Origin of the sequence: Streptomyces qaidamensis (assembly GCF_001611795.1) — a bacterium.
GTDB classification, from domain to species: Bacteria; Actinomycetota; Actinomycetes; order Streptomycetales; family Streptomycetaceae; genus Streptomyces; species Streptomyces qaidamensis.
Map to the genome: position 1 here is coordinate 2,821,233 of NZ_CP015098.1, position 13,348 is coordinate 2,834,580.

Annotated in this window: 13 protein-coding genes; 5 read left to right on the forward strand and 8 right to left on the reverse strand. The window is 69.1% G+C overall.

Going from position 1 to position 13,348, the window contains the following annotated elements; all coding sequences use genetic code 11:
- Positions 1 to 97: 97 nt before the first annotated feature.
- From A4E84_RS12355 to A4E84_RS12370, 4 genes are all read right to left on the reverse strand, one after another.
- A complete protein-coding gene (locus A4E84_RS12355) occupies positions 98 to 673 on the reverse strand; it encodes a TerD family protein (protein WP_062926617.1) in 576 nt (191 codons plus the stop codon).
- A 136-nt stretch (positions 674 to 809) separates the two neighbouring features.
- Positions 810 to 1,385, reverse strand: a complete 576-nt coding sequence (locus A4E84_RS12360; protein ID WP_031131329.1) for a TerD family protein — start codon at positions 1,383 to 1,385, stop codon at positions 810 to 812.
- 146 nt (positions 1,386 to 1,531) lie between these two features.
- Positions 1,532 to 1,990 carry a peroxiredoxin gene (locus A4E84_RS12365; protein ID WP_062926618.1) on the reverse strand — a complete coding sequence of 153 codons (459 nt, stop codon included), beginning with the start codon at positions 1,988 to 1,990 and terminating at the stop codon, positions 1,532 to 1,534.
- A gap of 105 nt (positions 1,991 to 2,095) precedes the next feature.
- On the reverse strand, positions 2,096 to 2,533 hold the full coding sequence (locus tag A4E84_RS12370; RefSeq protein WP_062926619.1) for a DUF3052 domain-containing protein: 438 nt from the start codon (positions 2,531 to 2,533) through the stop codon (positions 2,096 to 2,098).
- A 416-nt stretch (positions 2,534 to 2,949) separates the two neighbouring features.
- Between A4E84_RS12370 and aceE the strand changes: the two genes are divergently transcribed.
- Both aceE and A4E84_RS12380 read left to right on the forward strand, forming a co-directional pair.
- Entirely contained in the window at positions 2,950 to 5,697 is a 2,748-nt protein-coding gene (gene aceE, locus A4E84_RS12375) for a pyruvate dehydrogenase (acetyl-transferring), homodimeric type (protein WP_062926620.1), read from the forward strand.
- Between the two features lie 71 nt (positions 5,698 to 5,768).
- The gene (locus A4E84_RS12380) at positions 5,769 to 6,515 is read left to right on the forward strand and encodes a potassium channel family protein (protein ID WP_237304900.1); all 747 of its coding nucleotides are present in this window, start codon (positions 5,769 to 5,771) and stop codon (positions 6,513 to 6,515) included.
- Positions 6,516 to 6,580: 65 nt separating this feature from the next.
- Here A4E84_RS12380 and A4E84_RS12385 read toward each other — a convergent pair whose 3' ends face one another.
- Together A4E84_RS12385 and A4E84_RS12390 are read right to left on the reverse strand one after the other, a co-directional pair.
- Positions 6,581 to 6,889: a hypothetical protein gene (locus A4E84_RS12385; RefSeq protein WP_062926622.1), complete on the reverse strand. Its 309-nt coding sequence runs from the start codon at positions 6,887 to 6,889 to the stop codon at positions 6,581 to 6,583.
- Positions 6,890 to 7,124: 235 nt separating this feature from the next.
- The gene (locus A4E84_RS12390; RefSeq protein ID WP_062926623.1) at positions 7,125 to 8,744 is read right to left on the reverse strand and encodes an MFS transporter; all 1,620 of its coding nucleotides are present in this window, start codon (positions 8,742 to 8,744) and stop codon (positions 7,125 to 7,127) included.
- A gap of 116 nt (positions 8,745 to 8,860) precedes the next feature.
- On the opposite strand from A4E84_RS12390, the gene A4E84_RS12395 reads away from it, so the two are divergent.
- The 3 genes from A4E84_RS12395 (at position 8,861) to A4E84_RS12405 (ending at position 11,693) form a co-directional block, all read left to right on the forward strand.
- Complete coding sequence (locus tag A4E84_RS12395) at positions 8,861 to 9,493, forward strand: TetR family transcriptional regulator (protein ID WP_062926624.1); 633 nt, start codon at positions 8,861 to 8,863, stop codon at positions 9,491 to 9,493.
- Between the two features lie 73 nt (positions 9,494 to 9,566).
- Complete coding sequence (locus tag A4E84_RS12400) at positions 9,567 to 10,775, forward strand: alpha/beta hydrolase (RefSeq protein WP_062926625.1); 1,209 nt, start codon at positions 9,567 to 9,569, stop codon at positions 10,773 to 10,775.
- A 66-nt stretch (positions 10,776 to 10,841) separates the two neighbouring features.
- Entirely contained in the window at positions 10,842 to 11,693 is an 852-nt protein-coding gene (locus tag A4E84_RS12405; protein ID WP_062931419.1) for a DUF4429 domain-containing protein, read from the forward strand.
- Between the two features lie 102 nt (positions 11,694 to 11,795).
- On the opposite strand, the gene A4E84_RS12410 is transcribed toward A4E84_RS12405, so the two are convergent.
- Both A4E84_RS12410 and A4E84_RS12415 read right to left on the reverse strand, forming a co-directional pair.
- Positions 11,796 to 12,812, reverse strand: a complete 1,017-nt coding sequence (locus A4E84_RS12410; RefSeq protein WP_062926626.1) for an aldo/keto reductase — start codon at positions 12,810 to 12,812, stop codon at positions 11,796 to 11,798.
- The gene (locus A4E84_RS12415; protein ID WP_062926627.1) at positions 12,809 to 13,276 is read right to left on the reverse strand and encodes a MerR family transcriptional regulator; all 468 of its coding nucleotides are present in this window, start codon (positions 13,274 to 13,276) and stop codon (positions 12,809 to 12,811) included. Before A4E84_RS12415 ends, A4E84_RS12410 begins: the two co-directional genes overlap by 4 nt.
- Between the last annotated feature and the right edge of the window lie 72 nt (positions 13,277 to 13,348).

Sequence of the window (13,348 nt, forward strand, 5' to 3'; positions counted from 1 at the left end):
TCCCCCGCGCCGTACCCGGCTTTACGAAACTTTGAAGCCGAAGTCTAGTCGTCCCCCCTCAGCACCCCAGTGGGCCCCGGTTTTTGCTCATAACGCGTTATGAGACGTTGACCCCGAAGTCCAGTGCGATGCCCCGCAGCCCCGACGCGTACCCCTGCCCCACGGCCCTGAACTTCCATTCGCCCTGATAGCGATAGAGCTCACCGAAGATCATCGCGGTCTCCGTGGAGGCGTCCTCGCTGAGGTCGTAGCGGGCGAGCTCCTGGCCGTCGGCCTGGTTGACGACCCGGATGAAAGCGTTGCTGACCTGGCCGAAGGTCTGGCCGCGCTCGTCGGCCATGTGGATCGAGACGGGGAACACGATCTTGTCGCACTGCGGCGGCACCTTGGGCAGGTCGATCAGCAGCGACTCGTCGTCGCCGTCGCCCTCGCCGGTGAGGTTGTCGCCGGTGTGCTCGACCGAGCCGTCCGGGCTCTTGAGCTGGTTGTAGAAGACGAACCACTCGTCCCCGAGCACGCGCCCGCTGCTGCACATCAGAGCGCTGGCGTCGAGGTCGAAGGGTGCTCCGGTGGTGGAGCGCGCGTCCCAGCCGAGCCCGACCAGCACCTGAGTGAGGTTCGGCGCGGCCTTGGACAGGGAGACATTGCCCCCTTTGGCGAGCGTGACGCCCATGATGCTGTCCCTCCCCTTGGGGCCACAGGCCCGGTGGTGTCACTGAGGTGGTCCTGCACGTCCGGCGCCGCACGTAAACCGTGCGGCGCCGGACAAGAAGACCTTCGGGCCCTGTCGCCAGGGCCCTGGAGGTGGTTCAGACGTTCACGCCGAAGTCCTGCGCGATGCCGCGCAGGCCCGAGGCGTAGCCCTGGCCGATGGCGCGGAACTTCCACTCCGCGCCGTGCCGGTAGAGCTCACCGAAGACCATGGCGGTCTCGGTGGAGGCGTCCTCGCTCAGGTCGTACCGGGCGATCTCGGCGCCGCCAGCCTGGTTCACGACGCGGATGAACGCGTTGCGCACCTGGCCGAAGGACTGCTGGCGGGTCTCGGCGTCGTAGATCGAGACCGGGAAGACGATCTTTTCCACGTCGGCCGGGACGGTGGCGAGGTTGACCTTGATCTGCTCGTCGTCGCCCTCGCCCTCACCGGTGAGGTTGTCACCGGTGTGCTCCACGGAGCCGTCCGGGGTCTTGAGGTTGTTGAAGAAGATGAAGTGCTGGTCGTTGCCGACCTTGCCGGAGTTGTTCAGCAGCAGCGCGCTGGCGTCCAGGTCGAAGTCCGTGCCGGTCGTGGTGCGGACGTCCCACCCCAGACCGATGATGACCGCGGTCAGGCCCGGCGCCTCCTTGGTCAGCGATACGTTGCCGCCCTTGCTGAGGCTGACTCCCACGAGTCCTCCATTGGTGTCCAGGGGCGGGATGCCCCATTGTGCTCGGATGTCGGATCAACGAGTCGATCCTAGTGACGGGTTCCCGCCCCACCCAGGCCCTGAAGCCTGGAATTCAGCGGGTGTCGGGCGCATGCCGCCCGACCGGGTCACAGGGAGTCGAGCGCCTTCACGTAGTCGTTCAGGTCGCGCGCGTCCGGCAGGCCGTTGACGACGGTCCACCGCACGACGCCCTCCTTGTCGATGACGAAGGTGCCGCGCACGGCGCAGCCCTTGTCCTCGTCGAAGACGCCGTAGGCCCGCGAGACGTTGCCGTGCGGCCAGAAGTCGGACAGCAGCGGGTACTCCAGGCTCTCCTGCTCGGCGAAGACGCGCAGGGTGTGGATGGAGTCGTTGGAGACGGCGAGCAGCTCGGTGTCGCGGTCGGAGAACTGCGGCAGGTTGTCGCGCAGCTCGCACAGCTCGCCGGTGCACACGCCGGTGAAGGCGAAGGGGTAGAAGAGCAGCACCACGTTCTTGCGGCCCCGGAAGTCGGACAGCTTCACGGTCCTGCCGTGGTTGTCCTTGAGCTCGAAGTCAGGGGCCTTCTCACCGGCCTGGATCGCCATCGCTGCGGGTGTCCCTTCGTGGGGCTTCTCGGGTGGGACCACCCTACGCAGGCACCGGGACAGGCCGAAGGGCGGGCCGACGACGCCGGCCCGCCCGCCGTACGACTACCGCTTGGACTTGGCGGCCTTGGGCGTGGCCAGCCGGCTGCCGCTCCAGTCCTTGCCGACGCTGACGCTCTTGGACGCCGTCAGACCCGCCGTGGTGGCGGCTTCCGAGATGTCGCTCGGCTCCACGTACCCCGAACGGCCGGTCTTCGGCGTCAGGAGCAGGATCGCGCCGCCCTCTTCGATGTACGTGGTGGCATCCACCAGCGCATCCGTCAGGTCGCCGTCGTCGTCACGGAACCACAGCACAACGGCATCGGCCACGTCGTCGTAGTCCTCGTCCACCAGGTCGGCCTCGATGATGCCCTCGATGGCCTTGCGGAGCTCCTGGTCCACGTCGTCGTCGTAGCCGATCTCCTGGACCACCTGCCCGGGCTGGAACCCCAGCCTGGCGGCAGGGTTCGTCCGCTCCTCCGCGTGGTCCGCGGTCGCGCTCACGGGTTGCCTCCTGATCATGTTTTGGGAATAACTCAGCCACGCGCGTGCGCGAAGCATTGGCCGTAGTCCACACGGGCGGGACCGATCGCGCAAGTACCCGGCCGTTGAGACCGCCGAAACGGTGACGATCCTGGCGGTGTCACCGCAACTCCTGGCACACCATCATGGCCCGAGGTGACGCACACCACACCTTTCTGCCCTGTTTGGGCGTTTGGGAATCGTCTGTGGGTACGAGACTCGAAGGTATTCGCCCCATACGTCACGGAGTCGATCTCACGTCTGGGTTACCGCTCGGTAGAGATGACGTTTCCCGCCCCCCGGGTGGACCATGGGAGCGGCGCGCCCCCAGCGGCGACGCCCCGGCTACGACAGCGAAACAGCGGCCCTCGCAGGCCCTCTGACAGGTAAGGAACAGCGTGGCTTCCGCATCCGATCGCAACCCGATCATCATTGGCGGCCTTCCGAGTCAGGTTCCTGACTTCGATCCCGAAGAGACGCAGGAGTGGCTCGACTCGCTCGACGCCGCCGTCGACGAGCGGGGCCGGGAGCGGGCCCGCTACCTGATGCTGCGGCTGATCGAGCGGGCCCGCGAGAAGCGCGTGGCCGTGCCGGAGATGCGCAGCACGGACTACGTCAACACCATCCCCACCAAGAGCGAGCCGTTCTTCCCGGGCAACGAGGACATCGAGCGCAAGGTCCTCAACGCCACCCGCTGGAACGCGGCGGTGATGGTCTCCCGGGCCCAGCGCCCCGGCATCGGCGTCGGCGGGCACATCGCCACGTTCGCGTCCTCCGCCTCCCTCTACGACGTCGGCTTCAACCACTTCTTCCGCGGCAAGGACGAGGGCGACGGCGGCGACCAGGTCTTCTTCCAGGGGCACGCCTCACCGGGCATCTACGCCCGCGCGTTCCTGCTCGACCGGCTGAACGAGCAGCACCTGGACGGCTTCCGCCAGGAGAAGTCGAAGGCGCCGCACGCGCTGTCGTCGTACCCGCACCCGCGGTCGATGCCGGACTTCTGGGAGTTCCCGACGGTGTCGATGGGCCTCGGCCCGATCGGTGCGATCTACCAGGCGCGGATGAACCGTTACATGGCGGCGCGCGGGATCGCCGACACCTCGAAGTCGCAGGTGTGGGCTTTCCTCGGCGACGGCGAGATGGACGAGCCGGAGTCGCTGGGCCAGCTGTCCATCGCCGCCCGCGAGGGCCTGGACAACCTCACGTTCGTCGTGAACTGCAACCTCCAGCGCCTCGACGGCCCGGTGCGCGGCAACGGGAAGATCATCCAGGAGCTGGAGTCGATCTTCCGCGGCGCCGGCTGGAACGTGATCAAGCTGGTCTGGGACCGCAGCTGGGACCCGCTGCTCGCCCAGGACCGCGACGGCGTGCTGGTCAACAAGATGAACACCACGCCGGACGGGCAGTTCCAGACGTACGCCACGGAGACCGGCGCGTACATCCGCGACCACTTCTTCGGTGACGACCACCGGCTGCGGGCCATGGTCGAGGGCATGACCGACGACCAGATCCTGCACCTGGGCCGCGGCGGTCACGACCACAAGAAGATCTTCGCGGCGTACAAGGCGGCCGCGGAGCACAAGGGCCAGCCGACGGTGATCCTCGCCAAGACGATCAAGGGCTGGACGCTGGGCCCGAACTTCGAGGGCCGCAACGCCACGCACCAGATGAAGAAGCTGACGGTCGACGACCTCAAGCGCTTCCGCGACCGTCTGCACCTGCCGATCCCGGACAAGGAGCTGGAGTCCGGCGTGCCGCCGTACTACCACCCGGGCCGGGACTCGGAGGAGATCCAGTACATGCACGACCGCCGCAAGTCGCTCGGCGGTTACGTCCCCACGCGCGTGGTGCGCTCCAAGCCGCTGGCGCTGCCCGAGGACAAGACGTACGCGACCGTGAAGAAGGGCTCGGGCCAGCAGTCCATCGCGACGACGATGGCTTTCGTCCGACTCCTGAAGGACCTCATGCGGGACAAGGAGATCGGCAAGCGTTTCGTGCTGATCGCGCCTGACGAGTACCGCACCTTCGGCATGGACTCGTTCTTCCCGAGTGCGAAGATCTACAACCCGCTAGGCCAGCAGTACGAGTCGGTCGACCGCGACCTGCTCCTCGCCTACAAGGAGGCGCCGAACGGCCAGATGCTGCACGACGGCATCTCCGAGGCGGGCTGCACGGCGTCCCTGATCGCCGCCGGATCGGCCTACGCGACCCACGGCGAGCCGCTCATCCCGGTCTACGTCTTCTACTCGATGTTCGGTTTCCAGCGCACCGGCGACCAGTTCTGGCAGATGGCCGACCAGCTGGCGCGCGGCTTCGTCCTGGGCGCGACCGCCGGCCGTACGACCCTGACCGGTGAGGGCCTGCAGCACGCGGACGGCCACTCCCAGCTGCTGGCCTCGACGAACCCGGGCTGCGTCGCCTACGACCCGGCGTTCGGCTTCGAGATCGCCCACATCGTCAAGGACGGCCTGCGCCGGATGTACGGCTCCTCCGAGGAGCATCCGCACGGCGAGGACGTCTTCTACTACCTGACCGTCTACAACGAGCCCATCCAGCACCCGGCCGAGCCCGAGAACGTGGACGTCGACGGCATCCTCAAGGGCCTCTACCGGTTCAGCGAGGGCACGGCCGGTGAGATCCCGGCGCAGGTCCTGGCGTCCGGTGTCGCGCTGCCCTGGGCCGTCGAGGCGCAGAAGATCCTGGCCGAGGACTGGAACGTCAAGGCGGACGTCTGGTCGGCGACCTCCTGGAACGAGCTGCGGCGCGAGGCCGTGAGCTGCGAGGAGCACAACCTGCTGCACCCCGAGGAGGAGCAGCGGGTGCCGTACGTGACGCGCAAGCTCGCCGACGCGCAGGGGCCGGTCGTGGCCGTGTCCGACTGGATGCGGGCGGTTCCGGACCAGATCGCGCGCTGGGTGCCGCAGACGTACCAGTCGCTGGGAGCGGACGGCTTCGGCTTCGCCGACACGCGGGGCGCCGCCCGGCGGTTCTTCCACATCGACGCGCAGTCGATCGTGGTGGGCGTGCTGACCGAGCTGGCCCGTGAGGGCAAGGTCGACCGCTCCGTGCTCAAGCAGGCCATCGACCGCTACCAGCTGCTCGACGTGTCGGCCGCCGACCCGGGAGCCGCGGGCGGCGACGCGTAGGACGTCGAGGGCGGTTCCCGTGGGGCGGCACCCGAGCGGTGCCGCCCCACGCGTTTCCTACCATGCTTCCCATGACGCTCCCGATGACCACCTCGACCGCTCTGGCCCGTTGGGAGCGGCGCACCCAGGGCCCGCTGCTGGCACTGGCCGTGCTGTTCGCGATCGCCTACGCCATACCGATCGTGGCCCCGAGGGCTCCGCAGGGCCTGCTCACCGCATGCCATGTCACCAACTGGGCGGTGTGGGCCGCTTTCGCCGCCGACTATCTGGTCCGCCTGTGGCTGGCCGAGGAGCGGCTGCGGTTCGTGCGCGGCAATCCGCTGGCGCTGCTGGCCGTGGTGCTGCCGCTGGCCCAGCCGCTGCGGCTGCTGAAGCTGGTGTCGATGCTGTTCCTCGCCGGGCAGCGGGCGCGGATGGCGTCGCAGGTACGGGTCACCACGTACGTCGCGGGTTCGTGCCTCGGACTGCTCGTCTTCGGTGCGCTGGCCGTGCTGGAGGTGGAACGGGACGAGCCCGGTGCCTCCATCCACACCCTGGGGGACGCGGTCTGGTGGGCGTTCACCACGATGACCACCGTGGGGTACGGGGACATGGCACCGACCACCGGCCTGGGGCGGATGCTGGCGGTCGGGTTGATGCTGTCCGGGATCGCGCTGCTCGGTGTGGTCACGGCGAACATCGCCGCCTGGTTCATCGCACGGTTCGAGAAGGACGACGTCGAGGAGCAGCGGCAGACCGAGGCGATCTTGGAGCTGACCGAGGAGGTGCGGGCGCTGCGCGGGGAGTTGGCGGCGCTCAAGGGGACGCCGGCCGACTAGGGGGCCGGGCACGAAGGTGGGCCCCCGGTTGGATCGCCGGAGGCCCTTCCCTCGCCGCACTCGGGTCAGATCATGCCCATGCCCGGTGTGGCCGCTCCGGACAGCCAGATGATGGCCAGGAGCGTGTCGATGGCGCCCAGGACCAGGGCGACCACGGCCGCGGTGGGGCGTGCGCCCGACCATGCGCGGCCCATGGCGAGCCAGCCGCAGACCATCGCGGCGGGACCGAGGACGATCCCCAGCACGAAGAAGCCTGCAACGGCGCAGATGACTCCGATGAGTCCGAGCGTCGCGCGATCCGTCCCGGTCCGTGACCACGTCCGGCCACGTGAGCGGGGGTGCCTGCGCGTACCGTGTCCGAAGCTCGCCATCATCAACTCCCGTAAACCCTCGATCGGTTGGGGTTCTCTTCGGGTACGAGATGGCGAGTACCCCGTCAACACGCGTTCATCCCGCTGCCTGCGCGCTGCCCCCCTCCGGCAGCGCGCCGCAGCGTCCGTCCTCCATGCCCTGCGGAGGACTTGACCCACTGTGACCTGCGGTGCGTGCCGGAGGGGAGGGTTCGGTGGCCGTGTTCACCCTGATGAGGGAACGAGCCGCCGTGGAGCGTCAGATGTGCGCCGTGCCCGCACCGGCCTCCGCGTTCTCGCCGCGCTTGGTGAGGAACGCGACGAACACGGCGACGGCCGCCACGCCCGCGGCGGTCAGCGAGGCCAGGCTCATGCCGTCGATGAACGTGGTGTGCGCGACCTCGGTGATCTTCGCGGCGATCTGCTCGGGAGTGCCCTCGGGCACCGGGGCGACGCCCTGCTGAACGGCCAGCGCGGCCTGCTCGGACTGGGCCGGGGTGAGCGGCGGCAGCCCGGCGTCCGCCCAGTTGCCGGCGAACTCGTTGTCGACCTTGGACGCCATCACGGCGCCCAGCACGGCCGTGCCGAGGCTGCCGCCGATCTGCATGGCGGCCTGCTGGAGACCGCCCGCGACGCCAGAGAGCTCCATCGGGGCGTTGCCGACGATGACTTCGGTGGCGCCGACCATGACCGGCGCGAGGCCGAGGCCCAGCAGGGCGAACCAGACGGACATGACGCCGCTGCCCGTGTGCGCGTCCAGCGTGGACATGCCGTACATGGCGATCGCGGTGAACGCCATGCCGCCGGCCAGCGGGATGCGGGGGCCGAACTTGGTGATCATCACGCCGGCGAGCGGGGAACCGACGATCATCATGCCGGTGAGCGGCAGCAGGTGCAGACCGGCGTCGATCGGGCTCATCCCGTGCACGTTCTGGAGGTAGAACGTCACGAAGAACAGGCCGCCCATGAAGGCGATGGCCATCAGCACCATGAGGACGACACCCGCCGACAGCGGGACGGAGCGGAACAGCCCCAGCGGGATCAGCGGCTCCTTCACCTTCGTCTCCCAGACGGCGAAGAGCCCGAAGCCGACCACCGAGGCGACGATGAACGCCCAGGTCTGCAGATCGCCCCAGCCCCACTCCGGTGCCTTGATGAGAGCCCAGACGAGGCAGAACATCGCGGCGGACAGCAGGAAGATGCCGAGGAGGTCGAAGGAGCGCGGGGCGTTCTCGGCGCGGTGGTCGAGCAGGATCAGCACGCCGAGGACGACGGCGAGGATGCCGACCGGCACGTTGATGAAGAACACCGACTGCCAGTTGACGTGCTCGACGAGCACGCCGCCGAGGATCGGGCCGCCGGCGGTGGACGCGCCGATGACCATGCCCCAGATGCCGATGGCCATGTTCAGCTTCTCGGCCGGGAAGGTGGCCCGCAGCAGGCCGAGCGCGGCCGGCATCAGCAGGGCACCGAAAAGCCCCTGGAAGACGCGGAAGACGATGACCGCCGTGATGCCCTTGGACAGCCCGATGGCGGCCGAGGAGGCGGCGAAGCCCGCCACGCCGATGAGGAAGGTCTGCCGGTGGCCGAATCGGTCACCGAGCTTGCCGGCGGTGATCAGGGACACCGCGAGAGCGAGGAAGTAGGCGTTGGTGATCCACTGGAGATCCGACCACGAGGCCCCCAGGTCCTTGCCTATCGCCGGGTTGGCTATGGCCACGATGGTGCCGTCGAGGGCCACCATCATGACCCCCACAGCGACGGTGATGAGGGTGAGCCAGGGATGCCCTCGCAGCCCCTTGCCCGGCGTCGCGTCCGACGGCGTCGCCGGAACCTTGCCCCCCGGCCCCGTCGTGTCGATGGTGGTGTGACTAGTCATCCTTCGAGGCTAATGACAGCCACTGACAATTGACAAACCAATTCACTAGTCGGTAACTGACACGACATCCCCCTATAGCCTGAACTGGGCAGAACACCTCAGACGAGAGGCCAGTCTTGAACCTGCGCGAACGCAAGAAGCGGCGCACCCGGGACGCACTGCTGCGGGCCGCGCTGGAACTCTTCGCCACGCGCGGGTACGAGGAGACGACCGTCGACGACATCGCCGCCGCCGTGGACGTCTCACAGCGCACCTTCTTCCGCTACTTCGCCGGCAAGGAGGAGACGGCGTTCTTCGTGCCGCGCCTCGCGGAGACGCTCGTCGTCGAGGCCCTGCGCACCCGCCCGCCGGACGAGGCGCCGCTGGAGGCGCTGCGCCGGGCCGTACTGGAGAGCTGGGACGCGATCAACGAGGCCGTGGTGGAGCTCGTGCCGATCGAGCTCCACATGCGCGTCTACCGGGTGATCGAGTCGACGCCCGCGCTGCTCGCCGCCCATCTGCGGCGGTCGGCGGAGCTGGAGGAGCAGCTCGCGGGCATCATCGCCGAGCGCGAGGGCCTCGACGTGGACGCGGACCCCCGGCCGCGGATCGTCGTCGCCCTCTTCGGCGGGGTGATTCGCGTCACCGAGCGGCTGTGGTCCACCGGGGGCGACCTCACCCTCGACGGCATGCGGGAACTCACCACGACGTACCTGGATCAGGTGGGTCCCGCACTGGCCGGGAACTGGCGTGCGGAGCAGTCCCCTTAGGGCATACACCGAAACGTGATCCCGGTCACTTGGTTAACGCGAGACCCTCTCGTTCTCCTAGTGTGTCCTTTCAGTGACTTCCTTCGACACCTCCCCGCAACTGAACGTCTGGCGCGCACTGCTCGCTCTGGCCGTCGTCTTTGTGATGCTGGCGACCACCGGCTGGACGGCCCTGCGCAGCCAGCGGGGCGACACACCGCTCCAAGCCTCGCTCTCCGCCTGGGAGCACGGCCGGATCGGCGGGCACCGGCTGCCGGACCCGCAGTCCGAGCCGACGAGGCTGGCCCGCTTCTTCTCGTCGCTCACCGAGCAGGACCGTTCGACCCTGGTCCGCAAGTACTCGCTCGCGGTGGGCAACATGAACGGCGCGCCGGTCGAGCTGCGCTACCGCGCCAACCGTCTCGCGCTCGCGAAGGCGCGCAAGGTCGAGCGGGAACGCATGCACGACAGCCGCCTCACCCGGGCCGGACGGCACGAGGCCGGGCGCAGGATGCACCGCTTCGGGGACCTCTTGGAGAAGGACCGGCACATCCTGGCCTTCGACCCGGAGGGCTCGGGCCGGGTGGCGGAGGTCTTCGGCGACCTGCGCGAGGCGGCGCGGGTCTCGGTCGTCGTCCCCGGTGTCGACACCGACCTGCTCACGTTCCAGCGCACGCACCGCAAGTACGCGGCGCCCGTCGGCATGGCCAAGTCCCTGTACGCGGCCGAGCGGCAGGTCAGCCCCTCGACCCGTACGGCCGTCATCGCCTGGGCCGACTACACGGCACCCAGCGGACTCGGCATCGACTCGGCCACGGCGATGCGCGCCGAGGAGGGTGCCGTACGGCTGAACGCGCTCGTGCGGGCCCTGCCGGGCACGTCGCCGGTCGCGTTGTTCTGCCACAGCTACGGCTCCGTGGTGTGCGGGGTCGCCGCGCACTCGCTGCCGGGCCGGGTGTCCGACATCGCGGTGGCGGGCAGCCCCGGTATGCGTGTCGAGAAGGCCGCCCAGCTGCACACCAGCGCCCGGGTGTGGGCGATGCGGGACTCCGACGACTGGATCCAGGACGTGCCGTACCTGGAGGTCGGCGGGCTGGGCCACGGAGCCGATCCGGTGTCCGCCGGGTTCGGCGCGCGGGTGCTGTCGGCGGCAGGCGCGAAGGGTCACGCGGGCTACTTCGAGCCCGGGACGGCAAGTCTGTTCAATTTCGCAGAGATCGGCGTTGGCGCATACCGCTCGGTGCACTGCGCGCACGAAGACGGCGTCTGCCGTACCGGTTTGTCCGGCACGGCGGCGGCCTGACGCGCGTAGAGGCGAAGAAGTTGCGGTCTGCTCGGGAGGGGGACGGAGGAGCGCGTGCCGCATACGATGAGCCGCATGGGTGACGTACTGGCCGGATTTCATGCCGCCTGGGAGTTCGAGTCCGACTCCGTGCTCATCCGCTACGAACGGGGGATTCGAACACCCAAGCTGTTCCAGGCCCTCGGGGAACGCCGCGTGCCCCTGGAGGCGATCGCCGGGGTGACGCTGACCCGCGGGAAACGCGGCACGGTCGTGCTGCGCGTCGAGCCGCGCCCCGGGGCGGACCCGTTGATGGAGGCGGCCGCCGGGCAGCTGAAGGAGAGCGGCGATCCCTACCGGCTGGTGCTGCCCGCCGAGCGGGAGGTGCTCGCCGAGTACTACGCCGACGAGCTGCGCACGCTGCTGACCGAGTCCGGGCCGGCGGACCGGTTCCTCGTGAAGCCGCCCGAGGGGCCGTTGTCCTTCAAGGCGTACGACGGGAAGGCCACCTTCGACGGACGGACCGTGAACTTCCGGTGGTTCTGGACGGGGGCGTCGTCGGCGAAGTGGAAGGCCGGCGACCAGACCTTCTCCGTCGGGGAGCTGAACGGGGTGGAGTGGCGGTCACCGGAGGTCTTCGAAGGGCATTTGCGGCTTTTGCGCCGGGATGCGGAGGCATCTGCGGCCCAGGCCGATCAGGATCCCGCGGCGGTGGTCTTCGGGCTGGGGTACGGCCCCGTGCACGAGTCGCTGCCGTTCGCTGCCGCGGTGTTGGCGGCGGTACGGACGTCGAGTCCGGTGGCCGCGGTGCCCGCGCCGCGGCGGGATCCCGCGGACATCGCCGAGCGCATTCGTCACCTGGGTGAGCTGCATCAGGCCGGGTTGGTGACGGATGAGGAGTTTTCGGTCAAAAAGGCGGAGTTGCTGGCGGAGCTTTAGCGTCTGCCGGGGTCTCGCCGTGGGCGGGCGCAGGGCCGTGCGTGGTTGGTCGCGCCCACGCGGCGGAGCCGCACATCGACCCAGCCCCGCGCCCCTGGACGTCTACTCCCTGCCTGCCGAAGTGAACGCCATGTCCGCGTAGCGGTTGCCCGCCACCTGGGCCGCTATGCCGTCCAGCAGGTCCAGTTGCTCGTCGGTCAGGACGATCCTGGTCGCCGCCGTGTTCTCCTCCACCCTGGAGGGCTTGCGGGTGCCCGGGATCGGGATGACCGGGAGGTCGTGGATCGTCGCCTGCTGCTGGGCCCAGGCCAGGGCGATCTGACCGAGGGTCGCGTCATGGGCCTCGGCCACCGAGCGGATCAGCTCCAGCAGGGTCGCGTTCGCCGTGGCGTTGTCGCCCGTGAAGCGGGGCTGCCGGCGGCGGAAGTCATCGGCGCTCAGATCCTGCTCGGCGTCGGTGAACGAGCCGGTGAGGAAGCCCCGGCCGAGGGGTGAGTACGCGACGAGGGCCACACCCAGGTCACGCGCCGCGGGGACGACGTGCCTCTCGATGTCCCGGCTGAACAGCGACCACTCCGACTGCACGGCCGCGATGGGGTGGACGGCGTGCGCGGCCCGCAGTTCGTCCGCCGTGACCTCGCTCAGGCCGAGGTGCTTGACCTTGCCCTCGCGGACCAGGTCGGCCATCGTGCCGACGCTCTCCTCGATCGGCACGTTCACATCGCGCCGGTGCATGTAGTAGAGGTCGATGACGTCGACGTCCAGGCGCTTCAGGCTCGCCTCGACGGCCTGGCGGATGTAGGGCGGGTCGTTGCGGATGACCCGGCGGGTGGGGTCGTCCGGGGGGATCGACAGGGCGAACTTGGTCGCGATGACGACCTCGTCGCGGTGGGCCTTGAAGAACGGCGACAGGAACCGCTCGTTCTCGCCGGCCCCGTACGCGTCGGCCGTGTCGTAGAAGGTGACGCCCAGTTCGAGCGCCCGTCCCAGCGTGGCCCGGGACGTGTCCGCGTCCGCGGGGCCGTAGCCGAAGCTCATGCCCATGCAGCCGAGGCCCTGGACGCTCACCTCGGGACCGTGGTCGCCGAGCTTCGCCGTCGTGATCCTGCCGTCCGTCATCGGGACCTCTCCGACGCCAGGGCCTGCCCGGCGTCCGCGTAGAAACTGATCTTCCGGTCGAGCACGGCGAGCGTGCCCCGGAGTTCGTCGATCCTGGCCAGGACGTCCTCGCGGGTCGTCTTCAGCAGCTGGAAGCGCTCGCCGTAGGTGTGGTCGCCCTCGCGCACCAGTTCCGCGTACCGGACCATGTCCGCGACCGGCATGCCCGTCAGGCGGAGCTTGCCGACGAGGTCGAGCCAGTCGAGGTCGCGGTTGGTGTAGCGGCGCTGGCCGGTGTGGGACCGGTCGATGTGCGGCATCAGGCCGATGCGCTCGTACCAGCGCAGGGTGTGTGCCGTCAGGCCGGTGAAGGCGACGACCTCGCTGATCGTGTAGTGGTCGTCGCCGTCCGGGCGCCGGTTCTGCTGCGGCGGGCCGGCGCAGGTGTCGGCGGTCCTGGTCCCCGTGGTCTCCATCACCGTCATGGCCCCAACGCTAGAACCTTGGAGTGCGCTCCAAGCAAGCGCCGACGGTAAGAAATCGGCAGGACGTTTCTT